The 24,277-nt window shown below is 71.3% G+C and carries 24 protein-coding genes; 11 read left to right on the top strand and 13 right to left on the bottom strand.

Annotated features, from left to right (window positions below):
- Positions 1-93 precede the first annotated feature (93 nt).
- The 3 genes from Actob_RS41490 to Actob_RS41500 all read left to right on the top strand — a co-directional run bounded on the left by Actob_RS41490 (position 94) and on the right by Actob_RS41500 (position 2,661).
- Positions 94-954: a PI-PLC domain-containing protein gene (locus Actob_RS41490; RefSeq protein ID WP_284917429.1), complete on the top strand. Its 861-nt coding sequence runs from the start codon at positions 94-96 to the stop codon at positions 952-954.
- A gap of 68 nt (positions 955-1,022) precedes the next feature.
- Complete coding sequence (locus Actob_RS41495; RefSeq protein ID WP_284917430.1) at positions 1,023-1,649, top strand: DUF47 domain-containing protein; 627 nt, start codon at positions 1,023-1,025, stop codon at positions 1,647-1,649.
- A 4-nt stretch (positions 1,650-1,653) separates the two neighbouring features.
- Entirely contained in the window at positions 1,654-2,661 is a 1,008-nt protein-coding gene (locus tag Actob_RS41500; RefSeq protein ID WP_284917431.1) for an inorganic phosphate transporter, read from the top strand.
- A gap of 265 nt (positions 2,662-2,926) precedes the next feature.
- On the opposite strand, the gene Actob_RS41505 is transcribed toward Actob_RS41500, so the two are convergent.
- Positions 2,927-3,910 (bottom strand): Gfo/Idh/MocA family protein, encoded by a 984-nt coding sequence (locus tag Actob_RS41505; RefSeq protein WP_284917432.1) that lies wholly within the window; start codon positions 3,908-3,910, stop codon positions 2,927-2,929.
- A 148-nt stretch (positions 3,911-4,058) separates the two neighbouring features.
- Here Actob_RS41505 and Actob_RS41510 point away from each other — a divergent pair, with 148 nt between their 5' ends.
- The gene (locus Actob_RS41510) at positions 4,059-4,829 is read left to right on the top strand and encodes an NUDIX hydrolase (protein WP_407653746.1); all 771 of its coding nucleotides are present in this window, start codon (positions 4,059-4,061) and stop codon (positions 4,827-4,829) included.
- Between the two features lie 48 nt (positions 4,830-4,877).
- Here the strand turns inward: Actob_RS41510 and pstB are convergent, their stop codons facing one another.
- The 6 genes from pstB to Actob_RS41540 all read right to left on the bottom strand — a co-directional run bounded on the left by pstB (position 4,878) and on the right by Actob_RS41540 (position 10,864).
- On the bottom strand, positions 4,878-5,654 hold the full coding sequence (gene pstB, locus Actob_RS41515; protein WP_284917433.1) for a phosphate ABC transporter ATP-binding protein PstB: 777 nt from the start codon (positions 5,652-5,654) through the stop codon (positions 4,878-4,880).
- Between the two features lie 16 nt (positions 5,655-5,670).
- Positions 5,671-6,720, bottom strand: a complete 1,050-nt coding sequence (gene pstA / locus Actob_RS41520; RefSeq protein WP_407653747.1) for a phosphate ABC transporter permease PstA — start codon at positions 6,718-6,720, stop codon at positions 5,671-5,673.
- A gap of 32 nt (positions 6,721-6,752) precedes the next feature.
- Entirely contained in the window at positions 6,753-7,823 is a 1,071-nt protein-coding gene (gene pstC / locus Actob_RS41525) for a phosphate ABC transporter permease subunit PstC (protein ID WP_284917435.1), read from the bottom strand.
- A gap of 45 nt (positions 7,824-7,868) precedes the next feature.
- Positions 7,869-8,972, bottom strand: a complete 1,104-nt coding sequence (gene pstS, locus Actob_RS41530) for a phosphate ABC transporter substrate-binding protein PstS (RefSeq protein ID WP_284917436.1) — start codon at positions 8,970-8,972, stop codon at positions 7,869-7,871.
- 324 nt (positions 8,973-9,296) lie between these two features.
- A complete protein-coding gene (mshD, locus tag Actob_RS41535) occupies positions 9,297-10,142 on the bottom strand; it encodes a mycothiol synthase (RefSeq protein ID WP_284917437.1) in 846 nt (281 codons plus the stop codon).
- Between the two features lie 5 nt (positions 10,143-10,147).
- Entirely contained in the window at positions 10,148-10,864 is a 717-nt protein-coding gene (locus Actob_RS41540; RefSeq protein ID WP_284917438.1) for a winged helix-turn-helix transcriptional regulator, read from the bottom strand.
- 247 nt (positions 10,865-11,111) lie between these two features.
- Between Actob_RS41540 and Actob_RS41545 the strand changes: the two genes are divergently transcribed.
- The 5 genes from Actob_RS41545 to Actob_RS41560 all read left to right on the top strand — a co-directional run bounded on the left by Actob_RS41545 (position 11,112) and on the right by Actob_RS41560 (position 14,511).
- Positions 11,112-12,125, top strand: a complete 1,014-nt coding sequence (locus Actob_RS41545; protein ID WP_284917439.1) for a hypothetical protein — start codon at positions 11,112-11,114, stop codon at positions 12,123-12,125.
- A gap of 70 nt (positions 12,126-12,195) precedes the next feature.
- A complete protein-coding gene (locus Actob_RS41550) occupies positions 12,196-12,987 on the top strand; it encodes an LmeA family phospholipid-binding protein (protein WP_284917440.1) in 792 nt (263 codons plus the stop codon).
- Between the two features lie 68 nt (positions 12,988-13,055).
- Positions 13,056-13,130, top strand: coding sequence for an Ms5788A family Cys-rich leader peptide (locus tag Actob_RS44185; protein ID WP_311775359.1), 75 nt, complete (start codon positions 13,056-13,058; stop codon positions 13,128-13,130).
- 176 nt (positions 13,131-13,306) lie between these two features.
- A complete protein-coding gene (locus Actob_RS41555; protein ID WP_284917441.1) occupies positions 13,307-14,155 on the top strand; it encodes a sulfurtransferase in 849 nt (282 codons plus the stop codon).
- A 5-nt stretch (positions 14,156-14,160) separates the two neighbouring features.
- Complete coding sequence (locus tag Actob_RS41560; protein WP_284917442.1) at positions 14,161-14,511, top strand: DUF1416 domain-containing protein; 351 nt, start codon at positions 14,161-14,163, stop codon at positions 14,509-14,511.
- A 69-nt stretch (positions 14,512-14,580) separates the two neighbouring features.
- On the opposite strand, the gene Actob_RS41565 is transcribed toward Actob_RS41560, so the two are convergent.
- Positions 14,581-15,774 (bottom strand): AI-2E family transporter, encoded by a 1,194-nt coding sequence (locus tag Actob_RS41565; RefSeq protein ID WP_284917443.1) that lies wholly within the window; start codon positions 15,772-15,774, stop codon positions 14,581-14,583.
- Positions 15,775-16,025: 251 nt separating this feature from the next.
- Here Actob_RS41565 and Actob_RS41570 point away from each other — a divergent pair, with 251 nt between their 5' ends.
- The gene (locus tag Actob_RS41570) at positions 16,026-16,322 is read left to right on the top strand and encodes a GroES family chaperonin (protein ID WP_185046288.1); all 297 of its coding nucleotides are present in this window, start codon (positions 16,026-16,028) and stop codon (positions 16,320-16,322) included.
- Here Actob_RS41570 and Actob_RS41575 read toward each other — a convergent pair.
- Entirely contained in the window at positions 16,313-17,893 is a 1,581-nt protein-coding gene (locus Actob_RS41575) for a PrsW family intramembrane metalloprotease (RefSeq protein ID WP_284917444.1), read from the bottom strand. The two genes, Actob_RS41570 and Actob_RS41575, sit on opposite strands and share 10 nt — an antisense overlap.
- Positions 17,894-17,965: 72 nt before the next feature.
- Complete coding sequence (locus tag Actob_RS41580) at positions 17,966-19,153, bottom strand: FUSC family protein (RefSeq protein ID WP_284917445.1); 1,188 nt, start codon at positions 19,151-19,153, stop codon at positions 17,966-17,968.
- Positions 19,154-19,183: 30 nt separating this feature from the next.
- Here Actob_RS41580 and Actob_RS41585 point away from each other — a divergent pair, with 30 nt between their 5' ends.
- Positions 19,184-19,822: an HD domain-containing protein gene (locus Actob_RS41585; RefSeq protein WP_407653504.1), complete on the top strand. Its 639-nt coding sequence runs from the start codon at positions 19,184-19,186 to the stop codon at positions 19,820-19,822.
- Positions 19,823-21,118: 1,296 nt separating this feature from the next.
- Here the strand turns inward: Actob_RS41585 and Actob_RS41590 are convergent.
- From Actob_RS41590 to Actob_RS41600, 3 genes are all read right to left on the bottom strand, one after another.
- A complete protein-coding gene (locus Actob_RS41590; RefSeq protein WP_284917447.1) occupies positions 21,119-21,397 on the bottom strand; it encodes a DUF4031 domain-containing protein in 279 nt (92 codons plus the stop codon).
- The gene (locus tag Actob_RS41595) at positions 21,394-23,328 is read right to left on the bottom strand and encodes a glycerol-3-phosphate dehydrogenase/oxidase (protein WP_284917448.1); all 1,935 of its coding nucleotides are present in this window, start codon (positions 23,326-23,328) and stop codon (positions 21,394-21,396) included. Before Actob_RS41595 ends, Actob_RS41590 begins: the two co-directional genes overlap by 4 nt.
- 63 nt (positions 23,329-23,391) lie before the next feature.
- Positions 23,392-24,273, bottom strand: coding sequence for a winged helix-turn-helix transcriptional regulator (locus tag Actob_RS41600; RefSeq protein WP_284917449.1), 882 nt, complete (start codon positions 24,271-24,273; stop codon positions 23,392-23,394).
- Positions 24,274-24,277 lie beyond the last annotated feature (4 nt).

Below are 24,277 nucleotides of genomic sequence, written 5' to 3' on the forward strand. Positions count from 1 at the left end.
TCTGCGCGGCTTGCCCGGGCTCGGGTATCAGCTGTGCCACAGTATGAAACGGGATATTTCCGGTAAATAGGGTGGTGAGCGCACGTGCAGGACATGGCGACTCTCGCGGGCAGCCTGGCCGGACTCGCCGGTGCCGGCGGCGCGATGTCGATCGCCCTGGCCCGCCGGCCCCGACCCTGCCTGACCGCCGGGCACGCGCTGGTCCCGGACCGGCTCATCGATCCGCTGCCGATGGTGCTGCGGCTCGGGCTGGGCGGGATGACCGTCCGGGTCACCCCCGGCCCGCACGGCGAGCTGTTCCTCGGCCCCGGCGACCCGCAGCCCGGCCGCACCCTGCGCCGGCTCGTGCTGGCGCCGCTGTTCACCCGCGCACAGGCCAGCGCCGGCCGGCTGTGGAGCGACCAGCGGGCGCCGTTCCAGCTGGTGGTCGAGTTCGCCGGGCGCGGCCGGGACACCGAGTCGCTGCTGCGCGCGTACCGGATGCTGGACCAGCAGCTGCGTGACCACGCGCCGCTGCTCAGCCGCAGCGCCGGCGGGGAGCTGACGCCGGGCGTGGTGACGGTCACGGTGACCGGCATCGCCAACGCGCGGGAGTTGCTCGCCGCCCAGCCGGTGCGCCACGCGTTCGCCGAGGGCTCCTTCGACGACCTGACCACCGGCCCGGTCCCGCTGGAGCTCGTGCCGGTGCTCGCCGAGCCGTGGGCGTACCGGTTCGGCTGGGACGGCCGCGAGGCGATCACCGCCGAGGAGCGCCATCTGCTGCACGCGCTGGTCCAGGCCGCGCACGATCAGGGCCACCTGGTCCGGATCGGCGGCCTGCCGGGCGCGTCCCGGCGGGCCCGGCAGGCGATCTGGTCGGAACTGATCCACGCCGGGGTCGACGTGATCGCCGACGCCGACATCGCCGGACTGGCGAAGCATCTTCGCCGGTTTGGGACGGTGTCGAACGGGTGAACACCCGTGGACCGATAGCATGCCTGCGGAGATCAAGCGAGAAAAACCCGTCGATCGAGGTCCGTGCCGTGAAGTTCTCATTCCGCCCCGTCGAGGGCGTCTTCTACGACCTCTTCACCAAGGCCTCGTTGAACCTGGTGAAGGGCACCGAGCTGCTCAACGAGCTGGCTCTGCCCGGCGTCGACGTGCAGTCGGTCAGTGAACGGCTGAGCGATGTGGAGCACGACAGCGACGCGATCACCCACGAGCTGTACAAAAAGATCAACTCCACCTTCATCACGCCGTTCGACAGGGCCGACATCTATTCGCTCGGCTCGCAGCTGGACGACGTGATGGACCACCTGGAGGCGGTCGGCAACCTGCTCTACCTCTACGGGCTGACCGAGCTGCCGTCGCTGCCCCGGGAGATGCACGAGCTGATCAACGTGCTCGACCAGCAGGCGAAAATCACCTCCGAGGCGATGCCGCGGCTGCGCTCGATGAAGGGTCTCGAGGAGTACTGGATCGAGATCAACCGGCTGGAGAACGACGGCGACCGCGCCTACCGGATGCTGCTGGTCCGGCTCTTCTCCGGGGAGTACGACGCACTGACCGTCCTGAAGATGAAGGAGGTCGCCGACGAGCTGGAGGCGGCCTGCGACGCGTTCGAGCACGTGGCGAACACGGTCGAGACCATCGCGGTCAAGGAGTCGTAGGAACTTGTCTGCCGAACTCGTCGCCGTCCTGGCGGTGATCACCGCCGCGATGGTGTTCGACTACACCAACGGCTTCCACGACGCGGCCAACGCGATCGCGACCAGTGTCAGCACCCGCGCGCTCACCCCGCGGGTCGCGCTCGCGATGGCCGCCGTCGGCAACTTCATCGGCGCGCACCTGGGCACCAAGGTCGCCCAGACCGTCGGTGAGGGCCTGGTCAAGCTGCCGGTCGGCGTCCCCAGCCTGGGCATCGTCTTCGCCGGCGTGCTCGGCGCGATCGCCTGGAACCTGATCACCTGGTACTTCGGCCTGCCGTCCAGCTCGTCACACGCGCTCTTCGGCGGCCTGGTCGGCGCGACGACGGTGGCCAGCATCGGCACCGTCCAGTGGGCGAACATCGCGCACAAGGTCCTGATCCCGATGGTGCTCTCCCCGGTGGTCGGGCTGGTCCTCGGCTTCGTCGCGATGGTCGCGCTGATGTGGACGTTCCGGCGCGGCCACCCGGGCAAGCTGAACCGCGGGTTCCGCATGGCCCAGACCGTCTCCGCGGCGTTCATGGCGGTCGGGCACGGCACCCAGGACGCCGCGAAGACCATGGGCATCGTGGTCCTGGCGCTCTACACCGGCGGCTACCAGAGCACCACCACGGAGATACCGCAGTGGGTCTACTGGGCCTCGGCCACCATGCTGGCGGCCGGCACCTACACCGGCGGCTGGCGGATCATCCGCACGCTGGGCCGCAAAATCATCGACCTGGGTCCGTCCGAGGGCTTCGCCGCCGAGATGGTGGCCAGCTCGGTGCTCTACTTCAACGCCTGGGTTCTGAAGGCGCCGATCTCCACCACACACACCATCACCTCAGCGATCATGGGCGTCGGTGCCACCAAACGCCTCAGCGCGGTCCGCTGGAACGTGGCCGGCAACATCGTCATCGCCTGGGTCACGACGTTCCCCGCCGCGGCCTTCATCGCCTGCCTCCTGTACTTCGTGACCAGGCCGCTCTTCACCTAGCCCGGCCGCCGGTAACCGGTCGGCACCCTCAAGAGCTCGCTGACTCGGATCCGCGCTGATCACTGATCGTCGCTCCCGCCAGGGACCCTTCCGGGCCGGGCAGGACGCTGGCGCGTCCCGGACGCCCGGCCCGCAAGGGCGACGCCCGCGGGTGGCCCCGACCGCCAACCCCGAACCCGACCCCGCCCACCCCGGGGCTGGTCATGGTGGTGGCATCACCGCGCCGCACAGCACCACCACGGCCGGGCGGGATCGAGGCGGTGGATCAAGCGGGGTAGTAGACGCCCACCTGTTCGCGGATGGAGTCGAGGAGGTTCATGACCTCCAGCGTGGTGTTCTGCGAGACCAGCGGGCTCTCCAGCTCGCCGGCGGCCAGGCAGCGCTGGACCTCGGCCGCCTCGAACTGGTAGCCGCTGCCCGGGAAGTCGAACGCGAACGTCTCCGGCGCCTTGTCCGGGCGGCTGAGCGTGAACGAGCGGGGCACCATGAAGCCCGGCGGGATGTCGATCCGGCCGTCGGTGCCGGTGATCGAGGCGGCGTTGCGGCTGGCGCCGTTGATGCTGCAGGTCAGCGCGGCGACCGCGCCGGACTGGTAGCCGAGCAGCACGCCGGTGTGCTCGTCCACCCGCTCCGGGGTGAGGTGCGCCCAGGCCTGCACCGAGATCGGCAGCCCGAGGAAGAGATGGGCCAGGTGGATCGGGTAGACGCCGAGGTCGAGCAGTGCCCCGCCGCCCAGCTCCGGGGCACGCAGCCGGTGCTCGGCGGCGAACGGGCCCTGCAGCCCGAAGTCCGCGTGCACCGCGCTCACCCAGCCGATGGCGCCCTCCTCGACCAGTTCGGCGGCCTTGCGGATGGCCGGGTTGCAGCGCATCCACATGGCCTCCATGAGGAACACCCCGCGGGTCCGGGCGGCCGCGATCAGCTGGGCCGCTGACGCCAGGTCGAGCGTGATGGGCTTCTCCACCAGCACCGCCTTGCCGGCCTCGACGCACTCCAGCGCGCCGGCCAGGTGGAAGGCGTGCGGGGTGGCGACGTAGACCACGTCCACCTCGTCGTCGGCGGCCAGCGCGGTGTACGAACCGTGTGCGCGGGCGAACCCGAAGCGCTCCGCGAAGGCGTCGGCGGTGGCCTGGTTGCGGGAGCCGACCGCGGCCAGCTCGGCACCGGGCACCAGCGGGAGGTCGGCGGCGAAGGTGGCGGCGATTCCGCCGGGCCCGAGGATGCCCCAGCGAACGTTCTGTCCGGTCATGATCCATACGCTATCGCCCATCCGGTCCCCGGGGAGCCGCCTGAACGACCCGGACGGCGCCAGGACCGGCACGCGACCGAGCCGACGCCTGCCCCGAGACCCGCCCGAACGACCCGGAAGGTGGCACGATCGACCGGTGACCGAGCCGATGCCGCTACCACCCGCCATGATGAAGAGGGCCCGGGAGTTCACCGGCCCGCCCGCGCCGGCCCGCCCGGCCGCCACGGTAGTCCTGCTGAGACCGGCCGGCGCCGCCTTCCAGGTGTACGTGCTGCGCCGGAGGACCTCGATGGCGTTCGGTGGGGTGTACGCCTTCCCGGGCGGCGCCGTCGACCCGTCGGACCGGCCGGAGACGCTGCGCGACGACTGGGCCACCCGGCTCGGCCTGCCCGAGGAGCAGGCCCGGGCGGTGGTCGGCGCGGCGGCCCGGGAGCTGTTCGAGGAGGCCGGCGTGGTGCTGGCCGGCCCGGCCGCGGAACCGGACCGCACGGTGGCCGACGCCGACGACCCGACCTGGGAGTCGGACCGGGCCGCGGTGCTGCGCCGCGAGCTGACCATGGCCGACCTGCTGGCGCGCCGGGGCCTGCGGCTGCGCGACGACCTGCTGCTGCCGTGGGCCCGGTGGATCACCCCGGAGTTCGAGCCGAAAAGGTTCGACACCTGGTTCTTCGTGGCGCTGCTGCCGCAGTCGCAGGAGGCCCGGGACGTGTCCGGCGAGGCCGACCGCACCGCCTGGATCGATCCGCTGGACTCGGCCGGCCTGCCGATGCTGCCACCGACCCGGCACACCCTGAACCAGATCGCCGCGGCTGGCACCATCCCCGGCGTGGTGGCCGCCGCCGAGCACCGGGACGCCGCCAACCCGGTGATGCCCCGCATCGACGTCGCCCCGGACGGCACCGCCACGCTGAGTCTGTGACGCGGCGGAGCGCCGATCCCCGTACCGGAATCGGCGCTCCCGCCCAGCTCAGCCGAAGCGGCCGGTGATGTAGTCCTCGGTCTTCTTCTGGCTGGGGTTGCTGAAGATCTTCTGGGTGTCGTCGTACTCGATGAGGCGGCCGGGCTCGCCGGTCTTGTCGATCGAGAAGAACCCGGTCTTGTCGCTGACCCGGGCGGCCTGCTGCATGTTGTGCGTGACGATGATGATCGTGAAGCGGTCCTTCAGCTTGAACATCAGGTCCTCGATCGCCAGCGTCGAGATCGGGTCGAGCGCGGAGCACGGCTCGTCCATCAGCACGACCTGCGGCTCCACGGCGATCGTCCGGGCGATGCAGAGACGCTGCTGCTGACCGCCGGAGAGGCCGGCACCCGGCCGGGCCAGCCGGTCCTTGACCTCGTCCCAGAGGTTCGCCGCGCGCAGCGACTTCTCCGCGGCGTCGTCCAGGATCGACTTCTTCTTCACGCCGTTGAGCTTGAGGCCGGCGACGGTGTTCTCGTAGATCGACATGGTCGGGAACGGGTTCGGCCGCTGGAAGACCATGCCGATCATGCGACGCACGGCGGTGATGTCCACGTCCGGGTCGTAGATGTTCTGGTCGTCGATGGTGAGGCGCCCCTCGATCCGGGCGTTCGGCAGGACCTCGTGCATGCGGTTGATCGACCGGAGGAAGGTCGACTTGCCGCAGCCGGACGGGCCGATCAGGGCGGTGATGGTCTTCGGCTCCACGACCATCGAGACGTTGTCGATCGCCTTGAAGGAACCGTAGTAGGAGGAGACGTTGCTCGCCTCGATGCGCTTGGCCATGGTGGGGGAACCTCTTTTACCGGGTCAGTTTGTTGCGGCGGGCGAGCAGCTTGGCGCCGACGGTGAAGATCAGCACGAGCGCGACAAGCGTCAGCGCGGCGGTCCAGGCGCGAGCCGGCGCGAACTTCGAGGCGTCGCCGGCCTGCTGGAAGACGTAGAGCGCCAGCGAGGACTGGCCCCCGGAGAACGGGTTGGGGTTCTTCCGGGCGAGACCACCCGCCACCAGCAGCACCGGGGCCGTCTCGCCGGCCGCGCGGGCGATGGCGAGCATGACGCCGGTGACGATGCCGGGCGCCGCGGTCGGCAGAACGATCTTGAGGATCGTCTTCCACTGTGGGACGCCCAGCGCGTACGCGCCCTCCCGCAGTGGACCGGGCACCAGGCGCAGCATCTCCTCGGTGGACCGGACGATGGTCGGCAGCATCAGCACGGTCAGCGCCAGCGCGGCCGCGAACCCGGAGTACTCCGGGTTCCCGTCGTTGAACCACGGGCTGACGATCAGGACCCAGAAGGAGAGGATGAACAGGCCGGCGACGATCGACGGGATACCCGTCATCACGTCGACGAAGAACCGGACCGTGGTGGCGAACCGGCCGCGGCCGTACTCGACCAGGTAGATCGCGCCGAGCACGCCGAGCGGCACGGCGAGCAGGGTGGCGATGCCGACCTGCTCCAGGGTGCCGACGATGGCGTGGTAAGCGCCGCCGTTCGGGTCCCGGGCGCCGATGTTGGCCATCGTGGTGAAGAAGAAGTCGCTGTCGAGGCGCTCCACGCCCTTGGACAGCAGCGTCCAGACCACCGAGGCGAGCGGCAGGACCGCCAGCACGCAGGCGGTGTAGATGAGCGCCTGCCAGGTCCGGTTGCGGGCGGCCCGCCGGCCCTCCACCCGGCTGGCGGCCACGTTGAGCCCGACCAGGTAGAAGACACCGCCGAGGACGACGACCAGCACCCAGTTCCCGATGCCGGTGCCGAGCACCACGGCCGCCGACACCACGAGCGCGGCCACCGCGACCAGCACGTTGGACAGGACGGGGAAGGTCCGGCTGCGGATGTTGTCGGGCGTCATCACGACGTCCGGCATCTCACGGTCCAAAAGGCTCATGCGGCACTGTCCCGGAACTCACGGCGACGGTAGATGATCGCCCGCGCGGTCATGTTGACGACGAGCGTGATCGAGAACAGCACCAGGCCGGAGGCGATCAGGGCGCCCCGGCCGATGTCGGTCGCCTCGCCGAAGGAGTTGGCGATGTTCGCGGCGACCGAGTTGCCGCCGGTCTCGATCAGGTTGAACGAGATGTTCCAGGTGATGCCGAGGGTCAGCGCCAGCGCGATGGTCTCGCCGAGCGCGCGGCCCAGGCCGAGCATCACGGCGGCGATCACGCCGGGCTTGCCGTACGGCAGGACCGCGGTGCGGATCATCTCCCACTTGGTCGCGCCCAGGGCCAGCGCGGCCTCCTCGTTCATCCCCGGGGTCTGCTGGAAGACCTCGCGGGACAGGGAGGTCACGATGGGCAGCACCATGATCGCGAGGACCAGGCCACCGAGCATGATCGACTGCCCGAACGGGCCCTCGCCGCCGAAGATCGGCAACCAGCCGAAGTAGTGGTTGAGCCAGACCGAGAAGTCCCGTACCGGCTCCTGGAAGACGTCGCGGCCCCAGAGGCCGAAGACCACACTGGGCACCGCGGCGAGCAGGTCGATCGCGAAGCCCAGCGGGGTGGCCAGCCGCTTCGGCGCGTAGTGCGAGAGGAAGAGGGCGATGCCCAGCGCGATCGGCACCGCGACGACGAGCGCGATGATCGACGACAGCAGGGTGCCGAAGGCCAGGACCGAGATACCGAAGGCCGGGTTCGCCTCGTTCGGGGTCCAGCGGTTGTAGGTCAGAAAGTTCTCGGTGTTGGCCTGCAGGGCCGGAACCGCCTTGGAGACCAGGAAGACCGCGATCGCGACGATGATGACCAGCACCATCGCGCCGGCGGCCACCGAGAGGCCACGGAAACCGGTCTCCATGGAGAACCGGGCCTTCTTGGAGAGGGCACCGCCACCGCCGAAGGGGGGCTCTTCGTAACGGCCCGGTGACATGCCGGAACCGGCGCCCCGAGCGTGACGTCCAGTCACACCCAGGTCGCCGGCGGTGGCGTTCACCGAGCGAGAGGGAATGTCACCCATCTACGCGCTCGCTGTCGTCTCGGAGGGATTAACGAACCGGGGGGTTCAGGACAGCTTGTCGACCGACGCGGCGACCTTGGCGCGCACCGTCTCGGGCAGCGGCGCGTAGCCCAGGCTGCCGAGCTTCTGCTGGCCCTCGGCGCTGGCGGTGTACTTCAGGAAGCCCTGCACGGCCTTGCCCTTGGCGGCGTCCGCGTACTTGGTGCAGACGATCTCGTAGGTCGCCAGGACGATCGGGTAGGCGCCCGCCGTCTTGGTGTTGTAGTCGATGTCCAGCTTCAGGTCGTCGCCGGTGCCCTTGACGGTCGCGCCCTCGATCGCCTTGCCGGCGGCCTCGGGGGTCAGCTCGGTGTACTCACCGGCGCCGTTCTTGACCTTGGCCTTCTGCAGGCTGCTGTTCTCCGCGAAGGACAGCTCGACGTACGAGATGGTGTTCGGGGTGCTCTTGATCTTGGCCGCGACACCGTCCGACTTCGGCGCGCCGGTGCCACCCTTGGTGGCCGGCCACACCTTGGAGTGGTCGAAGGTCCAGTCCTTCTCGGCGGCCTTGCTGAGGTACTTGGTGAAGTTGTCGGTGGTGCCGGACTCGTCCGAGCGGTGCACCGCCTCGATGGTGGCGGACGGCAGCTTGGCGTCGGCGTTCTCCGCCTTGATCGCCGGGTCGTCCCACTTGGTGATGGTGCCGGCGAAGATCTTCGCGATGGTGGCGGCCGACAGCTGCAGGCCGTCGACGCCCTGCACGTTGTAGACCACCGCGATCGGGCCGGTGACCATCGGGAGGTTGAGCGCCGGCGAGGCGCACTTGGCGTCGGCCTGCGGCTGCTCGTCGTCCTTGAGGGCCGAGTCGGAACCGGCGAAGTCGGCGAGGCCGGAGATGAAGGCCTTCACGCCGGCGCCGGAGCCGGTGCCCTGGTAGTCGATCTTGGCGTCGGCGCACGCGGCGGTGTACGCCTTGATCCACTCGTCCATGGCGTTCTTCTGAGCGCTGGAGCCCTGAGCCGACAGGGTACCGCCGGCGCAGGTGCCCGCCGACGGAGCGGCGGCGCCCGTGTCCGACTTGGTGTCGGTGTTGTCGGAGCCGCACGCGGTGAGCGCGATGGTCGCAGTCAGAGCAATGCCGGCAACGAGACCGGACCGCTGGAACTTCACGGTTGTTGTCCCCTTCGGGTTTCAGTGCAGCCGGTCGCTCACCGGCCCGAAGGGAAAACTAAGAGTGCGAAGTGACCTGCGAACCGGTCGCAAATGAACTGGGAGTGAACACGTCTGGCCGTCGAGATGGCCGAGCACTGATTGCCAGTTGTCCGTTAAGTGAACCGCGCTCCCGCCATCCGATATGTCGGATAGGTATGCCCGGTCGTGACCTCAGCGAGATACCGGCTTGTCCTGGGCGTTACCAAGGGTGTGCGCGCCGCCACCATGAAGCACCGCCCGCCCTCACGATCGAGGACTGGCGGCGGGAGCGTTACGCCAGGGTTACCGACGGTAGTTGATGTCCGCCTGGTAGATCTCGAAGCCCAGCCGCCGGTACAGCGCCACGGCCGCCGAGTTCGACTCGTCGACATACAGCCCGGCCACGGTCAGCCCGGCGGCGGCCAGATACCGCAGCCCGGCCACGCTCAGCGCGGCACCGAGCCCGCGCCGGTGCCCGGACGGGTCCACCCCGAGCACGTAGATCTCGCCGAGCGCCGGGTCCGTGCCGGTCGCCGGGTGCACCTTGGTCCAGTGGAAGCCGAGCACGGTGTCCGCGATGTCCACGGCGAGCAGGAAACCGGCCGGGTCGAACCATGGCTCCGCCTCGCGCAGCCGCAGATCCTCGATCGTCCAGCGGCCCTGCTCCGGATGCTCGGCGAAGGCCTTCGCGTTCACCGCGAGCCAGTCCTGCTCGTCGGAGCCGGGCCGGAACCCGCGCACGGTGACGCCGTCCGGCAGCGGGATGTCGGGCAGCGGCTCGAGCAGGGACCGGCGCATCTGCCAGAGCACCCGCGCCCGGGTGAAGCCGTGCCGCTCGGCGAACGCGCGGGCGCCCGGGTCGTCCCCGTGCGCCCAGAAGCCGCGCGCCGCACCGCCGGCCGCGGCCAGCAGCGCGCTGCCGTGGCCCTGCCGCCGGTACGCCGGATGCACGACCAGCTCGCCGGCGCCGTCCTCGACGAACGCGTAGCCGGCGAGCGTGCCGTCCGGCGCGTGGGCGAACAGGTGCCGGCCGCCGCCGTTACGGACGCGCAGCTCCACGTCCTCGGACAGCGGGTACCGCGCGGCCTCGGCCAGCGCCAGGACGGCGGTGGCCTCGGCGGCGGACGGCCGCTCCGTCTCCCTGAGCAACGGATCTAGACCGGGAGTGAGACCGGGTTGTTGTCCGGCAGCTGGCGGCCGGACGGCGGGACCACGAACTTGTAGCCCACCTGGCGCACGGTGCCGATCATCGACTCGTACTCCGAGCCGAGTTTGGCCCGCAGGCGCCGCACGTGCACGTCGACGGTCCGGGTGCCGCCGAAGTAGTCGTAGCCCCAGACCTCGCGGAGCAGCTGGTCGCGGGTGAAGACCCGGCCCGGGTGCTGGGCGAGGAACTTGAGCAGCTCGAACTCCTTGTACGTCAGGTCGAGCGGCCGGCCCTTGAGCTTGGCGGCGTAGGTGTCCGGGTCGATGTTGAGCTCGCCGGCCCGGATCGAGCCACCGGCCCCGGCCGTCGCGTTGTTCAGCCGGCCGACGCTGAGCCGCAGCCGGGCCTCGACCTCGGCGGGACCCGCGCTGGCCAGGATCACGTCGTCGACGCCCCAGTCCGCGTTCAGCGCGATCAGGCCGGCCTCGGTGACCACCGCGATCAGCGGCACACCGATACCGGTGGCGTGCAGCATGCGGCAGGTGGCACGCGCCTCGGAGAGCTCGGATCGGGCGTCGACGAGCACCGCGTCGGGGCTCGGCCCGGACACCAGAGTGCGAACGTCGCGCGGAGCGGTACGAACCGAGTGGGGCAGCAGGTCCAGGGCGGGCAACACGGCGGAAGGCTCACCGGCACGTGCCGTCACCAACAGAAGGATCTCCACACTCACCTCCGTCCTCGCGGCTCGAAGGCCGCTCGGGTGACCCGGTCTGCGCAGCTCAGAGCTCCGCCACCGGAGAGACTGGGCCCGGCGTCACCGACGGGTGGGTTGCGGTTACCTTAACCGATACATCGGCACTCGCCACGGCTTCGCACCACCCAAGTGACGTAGTGAACCCCTGCTGGGTGGCTACGTAACGCGCCTTTTACAAAGTTGGGGCGCCAGGCGGGATTCTGGCACGATCGCTGTCGTGTTCCCCTCCATGCCGCAGGACGACCCCTGGGACGCCGACGCCTCCCGTGACGTCGCGCGCCTGCACCCGGGCCGGCCCAAAGCCGGCATGTACGGGGCCGTGCCGGACGACGAGCCCGAAGAGCGGCCCACCTCGGCGGATCCGGAGACGGACGACGAGGAGGAGTTCGAGGAGATCGAGGTCGTCCCGGTCCGGCCCAAGCTGTCGATGGCGATCGGCGGTTTCGGGGCGCTGGTCGGCGCGGCGCTGATCGCCGGGACGCTGACCACCGGGCCGGACAACCGGTCGGCGTACGCGATCATCCTCTTCGGTGTCCAGCTCCTCGGCCTGCTCGCCTGGACCATGGCGCTGAACCCGCCGGCCCGCTCGGCGACCGCCGCGATCAGCGGCGCCACCGGCCTGGTCGCGTGCTACGTCGCGGCCACCACCGCCGAGGCCGCGCTGCTGCCACTGCTCTACGTGGCGCTGGCCGGTTTCGTGGTGGCGCTGGGCGGCCAGCTGTTCCGGGCCGAGGACCGGCACCGGGTCGGCGACTCGTGGCGGACCACCCTGCTGATCGTGCTGGGTGTGGTGGCCTACGCGCTCCCGATCGTGCTGACCCGGCAGTCGCTCGGCTCGCAGGCCATCCTGGTCTGCGGCACCGGCGCCGGGCTGGCGCTGCTGATCTCCCGGCTGACCGACGCGGTGTTCCCGAAACCGCGGATCGCCGCCCAGGTGCCCCGCGGCGCGGCCGGCATCGTGCTGGGCGCGATGATCGGCACCTTCGTCACCGCGTGGCTGGGCAGTCAGCTGGTGTTCCCGTTCACCCCGGCCAAGGGTGCGGTGGCCGGCCTGATCGCGGCGGTCGCGGCGATCCTGGTCGACCTGGCGGTGAACTTCGGCGAGGCGGGTCGCCGGCTCGCCGGTGAGGCGCCGACGTTCTGGCTGGCCCGGCACATGACCGGTCCGCTCGGTGGGTTCGCGCTCACCTTCGCCGCGGCGTACCTCCTGCTGCACCTCTATCTCACCTGAACCTCTCGTTTCCCGGAGCCGTGGACGTGGGCATGTACGGTCCTCAACAGTCCACGAACCGGGAGGGCCCGTGACCGAGGAGCACCGCACCGACCAGCGCCCGCGCCGCCGCCGGGGCCGGGGCCTCCTGATCTTCGTCGGGGTGCTGCTGCTCCTGCTGCTGGCCGGCCTGGTGGTCGTCGACAGGTACGGCGCCTCGTACGCCGAGGGGGTCATCGGGGACAAGGTCGCCGAGCAGGTCCGCGCCCGCAAGGCCAGCAGCGACACCCCCGAGGTGGACATCAAGGGCGTCCCGTTCCTCACCCAGGTGGTGCGCGGCGAGTACCAGGAGATCCAGATCCAGCTGCCGAACTTCGCCGGCCCGACCGGCACCGGCGACCAGATCCACATGGACCTGCTGGACATCCACGCCAAGGACGTCCGGGCCCCGCTGGACGCCCTGCGCAGCGGCCAGGGCGACGTGGTGGCCGGCACCCTGACCGGCACCGGCACCATCGACTACCCCCAGCTGATCGACCTGATCGGGCAGAAGGGCCTGAAGCTCGCGGAGAAGGACGGCAACCTGGTCGGCTCGGCCACCGTGGCCGTGCTCGGGCAGCAGCTCGACCTGGCCGGCACCGCCAAGCTGTCGGTGGCCGACGGCGGCATCCGGGTCCGTTTCGCGAACGTGAAGGCGACGAATCTGCCGGACCTGCCCGGGATCCAGAGCGCCATCGACGCCTACGCCGGCCGGCTCGGCCTCGATCTGCCCGCACCGGAGCTCCCGCTGCAGCTCAAGGTCCGTTCGGTGAGCCCGGAGAAGGACGGCCTGCGGGTCACCTTCGGGGCCAACGAGGTGAACATCAACGCCGGGGGACTGTGACCCCCGCCTCGTCCCGGATCGTGGTCGGTACTGTTCCGGGCTCTGGAACCGCTGGTAGGGTCCGTTCCATGAGCCCGTTGCTCACGAAAAGGCGCGCGATCGACCTGTGTCGCGTGGCCGCGTGCCTGTGTCGCTCCGTCTGACTGACGGAGCCATGCGGTGCTGAGCACCCTCTCTCATTAGCCCAGGGCATCTCTCTGTCCGGCAGTGGCGCCGTCGCACAAACCAGCCCGTGATCCCACCAATTCTGGGTCCGCGCGGGGTGCGACCACACCTCCGTGCGCTGACTCACCCAATCACCCACACAGGGAGTGAAACGATGAGTCGCGACAACGCACTCGTATCGGCCGACTGGGCCGAGAAGAACCTGGACACCCCCGGCATCGTCTTCGTCGAGGTGGACGAGGACACCAGCGCTTACGACGGCGGCCACATCCCGGGCGCCATCAAGATCGACTGGAAGCGGGACCTGCAGGACCCGGTCCGCCGCGACTTCGTCAACCAGGAGCAGTTCTCCACGCTGCTGTCCGAGCGCGGGATCAGCAACGACGACACGGTGATCCTGTACGGCGGCAACAACAACTGGTTCGCGGCGTACGCGTACTGGTACTTCAAGCTCTACGGCCACGAGTCGGTCAAGCTGCTCGACGGTGGCCGCAAGAAGTGGGAGCTGGACGCTCGCGTCTACACCAAGGACGTGCCGGCCCGGGCCACGACCTCCTACCAGGCCAAGGCGCCGAACCTGGCGATCCGCGCGTTCCGCGACGAGGTCGTGCAGGCCATCGGCGTGCAGAACCTGGTCGACGTGCGCAGCCCCGACGAGTACGCCGGCCGCCTGCTCGCCCCCGCGCACCTGCCGCAGGAGCAGTCGCAGCGCGCCGGTCACATCCCGACCGCGATCAGCGTGCCGTGGAGCAAGGCCGCCAACGAGGACGGCACGTTCAAGTCCGACGAGGAACTCGCCAAGATCTACGGCGACGCGGGCCTGGACGGCAGCAAGGACACCATCGCGTACTGCCGGATCGGCGAGCGCTCCTCGCACACCTGGTTCGTGCTCAAGGAGCTGCTCGGCCAGGAGAACGTGAAGAACTACGACGGTTCCTGGACTGAGTACGGCTCGCTCATCGGCGTGCCGATCGCCCTCGGCGACGAGCCCGGAAAGGCCTGATCATCATGACTGTTCCCACCGCGAACGCCGCGGCCGCCGCCAACATCGCCGGTTGCGCTGCTCCCGACCAGTCCGCTCCCCTCCCCGCGAGCGTCGACCTGGAGAAGGAGACCGTCATCACCGGCCTGGTGCGGACCGCCGAGGGTGAGGCAGTGGGCGGCGCCTACGTCCGCCTGCTGGACGGCTCCGGCGAGTTCACCGCCGAGGTCGTCACCTCGCCGGAGGGCGTGTTCCGCTTCTTCGCCGCCCCGGGTTCCTGGACCCTGCGCGCCCTGAGCCGCTTCGGCAACGGCGAACTCGCCGTGGACGCCACCCGCGGCGTCAACGAGGTGGCCCTCAGCGTCGCCGCCGCCTGACCCACGCTCTGTCGCATCGGGGCGGGACTCCTCCGGGAGTCCCGCCCCTCGTGCTCTGCCCCGCCGGTCTCAGCCGCTGCTGCCGGCGGTGACCACCACCGCGTCCGGCGGGATCTCCGGGCGACGGCGGGACAGCCGCCGGACACCCGTGTTCATCACCGCGATCAGCGGCACCGCCACCAGCGCGCCGACGATCCCGGCCAGCACCACCCCGCAGGCGATCCCGATGATCACCGCCAGCGGATGGATCGCCACCGCCCGGCCCATGATCAGCGGTTGCAGCACGTGGCCCTCCAGCTGCTGCACCAGGATCACCGCGCCGAGCGTGATCAGCGCGACCACCCAGCCCTGGGTGACCAGCGCGACGAGCACCGCCACCGAGCCGGAGACGGCGGCCCCGACGATCGGGATGAACGCCCCCAGGAAGACCAGCGCGGCCAGCGGGAACGGGAACTGCACGTGCAGGATCACCAGCGCCAGCCCGATGCCGAGCGCGTCGATGAAGGCCACCAGCACGGTGGCCCGCACGTACGCCCCGAGCGTCGCCCAGGACGCGTCGCCGGCGTCCGCCATCGACCAGCGCGCGTTCACCGGGAACAGCCGGACGATGAACCGCCAGATCTTCCGCCCGTCCCGGAGGAAGAAGAACGTCGCGAACAGCACTAGCAGCAGCCCGGTGAGCAGCTCGAAGACGGTGGCGGCGGTGGAGATGCCGGTCGATGTGAGCGACGAGGTGTTGTCGTTCACCCAGTCCTGCGCGGAGTCGATGGCCTGGTCGACCTGCTTGTCGGAGAGGTGCAGCGGGCCGGTCCGCGCCCAGTCCTGGATCTGCCGGACACCGGCGCTGGCCTTCTCGGTCAGCTGCGGCACCCCGTCGATGAACTGGTTGACCACCAGGGTCAGCGTCCCGACCACCGCGCCCAGCCCGCCGACCAGCACCAGGAAGGTGGCCGCCGAGCGGGGCACGCGCAGCTTGAGCAGCCAGCCGACCGCCGGGCCGAGCAGCGCGGTGAGCAGCAGCGCGATGGCCAGCGGGACGACCACCACGTCGACCATGCCGATGAACTTCAGCCCGGCGTAACCGACCAGGCCGACGACGATCAGCCGCCAGCTCCAGGCCGCGGCGATCCGCAGCGAGTGCGGTACGTCCTCGTCGTCCAGGCTGCTGGTCGAGCCGTGCACCACGGCCGGCTCGGGCGGCGGCGGAGCGTACTCGTCCTCATCCGGCTCCGGCTCCCGTGGCGGCCGGGCGATACGCGCCATCCGGACCGTCTCCCGTCCCGTGTCGTAGGCCCTCTGCAGGTTTTCCCGGACACGTTGCAAGCGGTTCAACCGCCTACCCCCTCGCCCCTTCGGTTACGCCCCATCACGGTAGTCCGGTGCCGTTCCCGCCGTGCGCCCGCGACTCACCGGTCGCGATCGGGACCACGCGGAACGCCGTGCCGCGCGGCGGCGTACCGTCTGCATTCGTGAGTGCCGACACCGCCCGTACCGAGACCGGACTTCCGATCCGGATGCTGCACGACCGCGTCCTCGTCCGCCAGGACGGTGGGGAGGGCGAGCGCCGCTCCACCGCCGGCATCGTCATCCCGGCCACCGCCTCGATGGGACGGCGGCTGTCCTGGGCCACCGCTGTCGGCGTCGGGCCGAACGTCCGGTCGATAGTGGTGGGCGACCGGGTCCTGTTCGACCCGGACGACCGTTCCGAGGTCGAGCTGCACGGCAAGGAGTACGTGCTGCTCCGCGAGCGGGACGTGCACGCCGTCGCGGCCACCCGCGTCGAGTCGGACGGCACCGGCCTCTACTTGTAGGGCGGCGGCATCGGCGCGAACGGCGGCGGCCCGTAACCAGGCCCCTGGCCGGGCCCGTAACCCGGGCCGTAACCGGGACCGTAACCGCCCGGGTAGACCGGCATCGGCGGTGGCAGCCGCACCGGCACCGGCATCACCGGCTCGGCCGGCGGCGCCACGGCGCGCACCACCCCGTCCGGGAACGTGATCCGGTAACTCTGCCCGTCCCACCAGGCCGGCGGGGTCTGCGGGTCGCGCCCGGCGAAGACCGAGCGGTACCCGGTGACCGCCCCGAGCAGCTCCCGCTCCTCGGCCGCGGCCTTCGCCATCTCCACCTGGTCGCCGGCCAGCCCGCGCTGCATGCCGTCGCGGAGCAGCGCCAGCCGGGTCGCGGCGAACTGGAAGTTGCGCATCGCCTTGCCGCCGGGCGGGCCGGCCACCCGCTTGGCCCACTGCCGGGCCGAGTGCCGCCGGCCCAGGCTGCCCAGGGCGGCCACCTCCGGCGGCGCGAACCAGCCGGTGTGCACGTACTGGAACAGCACCCGCTCGGCGAGCCGGCCCTCCCAGCTGCGCAGCGCGATGGCGAAACCGACGACGGCGAAGAAGAACGGCACCATGAAGCCGAGATAGCCGTACAGCATGATCAGCGACTCGCCGGTGGCCGCGGAGAGCGTCGGCAGCAGGTTGAACGTGCCGTGCAGGATCATCGCCAGCAGCAGCCCGCCGATCGGAGCCAGCCAGCGCACGTTGCGGTCCGCGGAGCGCGCCGCGATGCCCAGGCCGATGCCGGTCATCGAGGTGAACAGCGGGTGCGCGAAGCCGGTGAACAGGATCCGGACGATGAAGATGGCGAACACGTTGGTCAGGCCGGTGGCCGGTCCGTATTCACTGGCGCCCGCGGCGTAACCGTGACCGCCCAGGTACAACACGTTCTCCACCATGGCGAAACCGAGCGCGGAGAGGCCGCAGTAGACGATGCCGTCGGTGATGCCGGACCACTCGGCGCGGCGCTTCCAGAACAGCAGGACCGGGCCGAGCGCTTTCATCGACTCCTCGATGAACGGCGCGACCAGCACCGCGACCAGCGCGTCCGGCAGGCCGATCTTGTCGAACAGCCAGGCCGCGCCGGTGTTGACGGCGAGCGCCGCGGCGGTCGCCACCGCGGCACCCCAGGCGAAACAGAAGATCAGGTACTTCACCGGCTCCGGCTCGTACCGATCCAGCCAGGCGAACGCGCTGGCCAGCAGCGGGACCGGCAGGATCGCCGCGGTCAGGCCGACGGCCAGGCCGGCCAGGCCGATGTTGTAACCCAGGAAGATCAGCATGCCGATGGCGGCCAGGGCGATCAGCGCGATCACCGAGGCGACCGGCAGCCAGCGGCGCCAGCCGGCCCGGCGGCCGGGAACCGGCGCCACGTGCCGCGTCGTCTCGGTCGGGAACGGCGGCACCGCGTCCGGCGAGACGGCCTCGGCGGTCACGTTGACCGGCGTGTACGCGGGCGCCACCCCGTCGGCCGGCCAGGACTGCGCCTCCGGAGGGGAGCTGGGGCGATTGACCGGGTCGGGTGACCCGGTCGGCGAGACGTCGGCCATGCCCGCCAGCGTAGTCACCACGAGCCTGCCCGGCGCCCCCGAGGACCGCCGATGCGATCACGTGGTCATCGATCAGCCGGCGTCCGCCTCCGGTGACGGACCGGGCGGCGGGCCGGGCGGCGGTGCCGGTGGCCGGGATCGGGCGGTGCGGTTCCGGGCGCCGCGCGGCCGTCCGCGCCAGCCCACGGCGTTCCGCACCTGCCGGGTGGCCTCGGCGTACTCCACCCCGGTGGCACGCAACAGGTCGGCCACCGAGGTACGGATCTGGGCCACCACCACGCCACCGGAGTAACCGACCCCGGTGTCGTACGCCCGCCCCGACTCGGCCGCCGCCCGCAACGCCCGCTCCCGGGTGGCCACCGGCTCGACCCCGCGCGCCCACTCCTGCCGCAGCAGGTCCACCGCGTCGCCCAGGTGCCGGACCGAGGCGGGCAGCACCTCGGGCACGCGTTCCCGGTCGCTCAGCGCGGTCTGCGCCCGGCGGATCATCACCCGCACGTTCCGCAGCGCGTAGGTCAACTGGGGAGCGCCGGCCACGTACTGCGCCAGGGCGCCCCGGCTGCGCCAGCGAGCGGGCGCGAACGCCACGTTCTCCCGGGCCGCGTCGATCGCCGTACGAAAGGCCTCGAACGTCCCCTCGGCGGACCGCAACCTGGTCAGCGCCGCCTCGATGACGTCCGGATCGCCCTCGGCGAGCCCCAGCGCCGCCTCGTGCAGCCCGGCGGTGAAGGCGCGCAGCGCCGGATCGGCGGCCCGGCGCACCACGCTGAGCGGGTTGATCGGCAGCAGCACGGTCATCACCGCCAGGCCGATCCCGCCGCCCACCAGCGCGTCGAAGAACCTGGTCCAGGGATGCCCGGTCTGCACCGTCAGCGTGGCGACCAGCACCGCCGAGGAGGCGGACTGCACGATCAGCGGCGGGCCACCGCCGACCGCCGTCGCCACCAGCACGGCCAACAGCACGATCAGCCCGATCTGCACCGGCCCGGTGCCGATCAGCAGGATGATCCCGTCGCCCAGACCGATACCGACGGCGACCCCGGCGACCAGCTCGGCCGTCCGCCGCATCCGCTGGCCGACCGAGGAGGCCAGCGTGATCACCGCGGCGATCGGGGCGAAGAACGGCGCCGGGCGGCCGATCAGATCATGTGCGACATACCACGCCAGGCCCGCGGCCAGGCCCGCTTGCAGGGCAAGCATCAGCCCGGCCCGGGCCCGCATGGCCACCGCGTCGGCCCGATCCTTCGCGACGCCGATCATGCGTGCTACCTCCGTGCCAGGATGGCCATCGTGACATCTTTGCCCGACCGATTCCGGGCGGCGGCGCGGGGCGCCGGCGCCACCGCGACCGACACCGATCTGGACTCCGCCGCAAACTACCTGCTCAGTCGCTGGACCGAGCCGCAACGCCACTATCACGACGTGACCCACCTGTCCGCGGTGCTGGACGTGGTGGACAAGTTCGCCGGACTGGCCCCGAACCCGGACCGGGTGCGGCTGGCCGCCTGGATGCACGACGCGGTCTACGACCCGCGGGCGCTGGGCGACGCGAACGAACGGGACAGCGCCGAGTTCGCCCACGGCCTGCTGCTCGAACTGGGCACGCCGGAAGAGGTCGCGGCCGAGGTAGCCCGCCTGGTCGGCCTGACCGCCGGGCACGCCACCGAGGAGAACGACCCGGACGGCGAGTTGCTCTGCGACGCCGACCTGGCGATCCTGGCCGCCGACGAGGACCGCTACGCCCGCTACACGATGGCGATCCGCCGCGAATACGCCCACGTCCCGGACGGCGACTTCCGCGCCGCGCGCTCCCGGGTCCTCCAGGAACTGCTGAAACTGCCGTCGATCTACCGCCTCGCCCCGATCCGCGACGAGTGGGAGACAGCCGCGCAGCGCAACCTCCAGGCGGAGTTGGAGCTGCTCGCGTAGCGGTCCCGTGCTGCTCGGTCGGCAGCGCCGCCGATCCACCTCCGAAAGGCCCGCACTCCAGCGATCAGAACCGGCCCGCGATCCGGCGTCAGCTCGATCAAGATCTTCCTGACTCGGATCCGCGCTGATCACCGATCGTCGCTCCCGCCAGGGACCCTTCCGGGCTTCGCAGGGCGCTGGCGCGCCCAGAACGCGAAACCCGGAAGGGCGACGTCCGCGGCCGCTCACGACCGCCAACCCAACCCCGAACCCCGCCCACTCCAGCCAGCCGGAAGCCCGGACCACGCCCCGTGACAACCCGAGCCGGCCCCACGGCGGCCTCCTGGCCCTCAGACACCACCACCACAACCAGCCACAACCAACGGCCTGGCACCCACGGTGGCCTCCCGAGCCCGAAGACCACCGTCACGACCAGCCAAGCCCAACGGGCTGGCACTCAGGGTCGTCTCCCGAGCCCGCACACCACCACCAATACCAGCCAAGCCCGACGAGACCGGATCAGCTGGCGCTCACGGTGGTATCAGCAGCCCGGACACCACCGCTCCGACCAGCCACGATCGACGAGACCGACCGGCTGGCACTCACGGTGGTATCCCGGCCCTGGAGAGCACCGTCACAACCAGCCAAGCCTGACGGGCTGGCACTCACGGTGGTATCAGAAGCCCGGACACCACCATCACGACCAGCCACGATCGACGAGACCGACCGGCTGGCACTCACGGTGGCATCCCGGCCCTGGAGAGCACCGTCACAACCAGCCAAGCCTGACGGGCTGGCACTCACGGTGGTATCAGAAGCCCGGACACCACCATCACGACCAGCCACGATCGACGGGACCGACCGGCTGGCACTCACGGTGGCATCCCGAGGCCGGACACCACCGTCACAACCAGCCGCGATCAACGGGCTGGGGCTCAGGGTGGCATCCCGACCGGGAGAGCACCGTCACGACCAGCCGCGACCGACGGGCTGGCGCTCAGGGTGGCATCCCGCGGCCGGAGAGCACCGTCACGACCAGCCAAGCGCGACGGGCTGGCGCTCAGGGTGGTATCCCGACGCCCGACACCACCGTCACGACCAGCCAAGCCCGACGGGCTGGCGCTCAGGGTGGCATCCCGAGGCCGGAGACCACCGTGACGACCAGCCGACGGGGTTGGGGGTTTGGGCGGGCTGCCGGTAGGGGCAGTTCGGCCCGGATGCGGCCTCGCGGTCGTGAGGTGACGGCGGCCTGGCGTCGAGGCACGGGACGGGGCTGTGCGGGTGGGGGCGGGGAGGGCGTACCGGAAAGGGTTTGAATCAGCTGGCGATCTTGCGTCGGGTCAGGTGTTTGGGGCGGCGGAGGCCGGCGGCTCGGAGGCGGGCGGTGAGTTCGCGGGAGGGCACCAGCGTGGCGCCGAGCCAGAGGGCGCTGCGGAAGCGGTGGGCCGGGATGTCGTAGTGGTCGCGGTCGAAGGCGCGACGGGGCGAGCCGAGCATTTCGGCGAAGGCGTGCAGCTCGGCCAGGGAGACGTCGCTGACCAGGTGTGACCAGAGGTGGCCACGGCCCGGCCAGCGAGGCTCGTCGACGAGGATCAAAGGTCGATCTCGAGGAGGTCGGAACTTCGGTCGCCGGGCGGATCGGAGTCGGGGTGCCGGTCGCCGAGGTCGGAGCCTCGGTCGCCCGCGCCTTCCCGCCGGTCGCCCGAGCCGGAGCGGCGGTCGCCCGAGCCGGAGCGGCGGTCGCTCGGGTCGGAACGGCGGTCGCTGGCCAGGCCGCGGACGTCTGGGGCGCCGACTCGGGCGGCGTCGGCCGTGCGGTCGTCGGGCATGGTCTGGGACTCGCGTTCGGCGGTGACGCGGGCCAGGTAGTGCTCGACCTCGCGGGTGCGGACGGTGTCGTCCCAGTCCAGCACTCGGCCCATGACGCGGGCGGCGTGCTCGGCCGACGCGGAGCCGCGGTGTGCCGTCTCGATCGAGATGCGGGTCCGGCGGGTCAGCACGTCGTCGAGGTGCAGGGCGCCCTCGGCGAGCGCGGCGTAGGCCACCTCGACGGCCAGGTACTCCGGGGCGCCGTCGAGCGGGACGGCCAGCTCCGGATCGGCGGCCATCATGGCGAGCAGGTGGACGGTCAGCGTGCCGTAACGCTCCAGCAGGTGCTCGACCACGCCGGTGGTGACGCCGTGCCGGCGGGCCGTGTCCTGCCGGTCGCGCCAGGCGGCGGCGTAACCGTCGGCGCCGAGCAGCGGCAGTTGGTCGGTGCGGGACTCGCGGAACGGGCCGCCCAGCCGGCGCACCGCGCGGTCGATCACGTCGGCGGCCATCACCCGGTAGGTGGTGTACTTGCCGCCGGCCACCAGCATCAGGCCGAGCATCGGCTCGACCACCGCGTGCTCGCGGGAGAGTTTGGAGGTGCTATCCGCCTCGCCGGAGAGCAGCGGCCGCAGCCCGGCGTAGACGCCCTCGATGTCGTCGGTGGTCAGCGGCCGGTCGAGCACCGTGTTCACCTGGTCGAGCAGGTAGCTGATGTCGCGCGCGGAGGCGGCCGGGTGGGACCGGTCGAGCTGCCAGTCGGTGTCCGTGGTGCCGATGATCCAGTGACCGCCCCAGGGCAGCACGAACAGCACCGAGGTCGCGGTACGCAGGATCAGCCCGGCCTCGCCGGTGATCGCCGAGCGGGGCACCACCAGGTGCACCCCCTTGGACGCGCGCACCTGGAAGCCGGGACGGACGCCGACGTCGTGCAGCATCTGCGACATGTCGTCGCTCCACACACCTGTCGCGGCGACCACCGTCCGGGCGCGGACCTCGAACTCCTCCGACCCGGGCGCCTCCAGATCCTTGACCCGGACGCCGACCACCTCGCGGGCCTCGCGCAAGAACCCGGTGACCCGGGCACTGGTCACCACGGCGGCGCCCTGGGCGGCCGCGGTACGGGCCAGGTTGACCACCAGGCGGGCGTCGTCCATCTGGCCGTCGTAGTACCGGATCGCGCCGGCGATCTTGTCGGCGCGCAGGCTGGGGAAGATGTGCCGGGCGCCGTCCCGGCTCAGGTGCCGGTGCAGCGGCATGCCCCGGCCGCCGCCGAAGACGCCGGCGAAGGCGTCGTACGCCGCCACCCCGAGCCCGTAGTAACCCCGCTGCCAGACTCGCTGGGCCGGGTTGCTGGCCGGCAGCGGCACCAGGATCGGCACCGGGCGGACCAGGTGCGGGGCGATCCGGGTGGCGAGCAGGCCGCGCTCGGTCAGCGCCTCGTGCACCAGGTGCAGCTCGAGCTGCTCCAGGTAACGCAGGCCGCCGTGGATCAGCTTGCTGGAGCGGCTGGAGGTGCCGGCGGCGAAGTCGCGCGCCTCGACCAGGGCCACCTTGAGCCCGCGGGAGGCGGCGTCGACCGCCGCGCCGGCGCCGGTGACCCCGCCACCGATCACCAGGACGTCGAACTGTTCGTCACGCAGGCGCCGCAGGTCGGCGGTCCGCCGGATCGGGGAGAGCCGGCCGGCCGAGTAGCGGGAGACGGAGGGATCACGCACCCGTCCCAGGTTAGACCCCGCCGGTGTCACCCCGGCGGAGGAATGTGGCCCGCCCCACACACGTCACTTCGCCACCCGTCCGGCGAGGGCGGTCAGCATCTCGTCGACCGAGGCGGCCGGGTCGGTGACCGGGAACTGGATCTCCCGGATCGTGCCGGCCGGATCGACCAGCATGGTGAGGCGCTTGAGCCGGTCGGTCCCGGCAGCCCGGAAGGTGGGCAGCCGGAGCGCCGTGGCGAGCCGGCCGTCGGCGTCGGAGAGCAGCTCGTACGGCAGCCCGGCGTGCGCGGCGAAGGCGCTCAGCTGGTCGGTGCGCTGGGTGCTGACACCGCGGATCCGGGCACCGGCCCGCGCGAACCGCTCGTGGCGGGCGGCGTAGGTGGTCGCCTCCAGGGTGCAGCCGCGGGTGCCCGGGATGTCCGCCCAGTGCGGCGGATAGCCCTGTGACTCCGGGGCGAAGGCGCCCGGGAAGCAGAACAGCACGGTCCAGGCGCCCGGCTCGGCGGGCGGCACCGGGACGTCGTCCTGCCGGGGCAGGGTGATCTCCGGCAGGGCCCGGCCGCGCAGGGCGTGGGCGCGGCGGTGCTCGGCGGTGCCGGCCGCCGCGGTGGCGGTGAGCGAGCCGTCGCCGAGCACGTAGCGGTCACCCCACTCCTGCAGGGAGAGCAACACCGGGAGCAGTCCCTCGCCCTTGGCGGTGAGCAGGTAGTCGTGGCGCGGCGGACGGTCGGTGTACCGCCTGCGGTGCAGGACGCCGTGCTCGACCAGGGCGGCGAGGCGCTCGGCCAGGGCGCGACGGCTCATCCCCAGCTCTTTCTGCAGCGCGTCGAAGCGGGTCACGCCACCGGCCACGTCCCGCACGATCAGGAACGTCCACCAGTCGGTCAGGACACCGAGGGCCTGGGTGATTCCGCAGTCCACGTCCTGCGGGTCGACTCGCCTCACGATC

The sequence above is a fragment of the Actinoplanes oblitus genome (assembly GCF_030252345.1).
In the GTDB taxonomy this organism is placed as follows: domain Bacteria; phylum Actinomycetota; class Actinomycetes; order Mycobacteriales; family Micromonosporaceae; genus Actinoplanes; species Actinoplanes oblitus.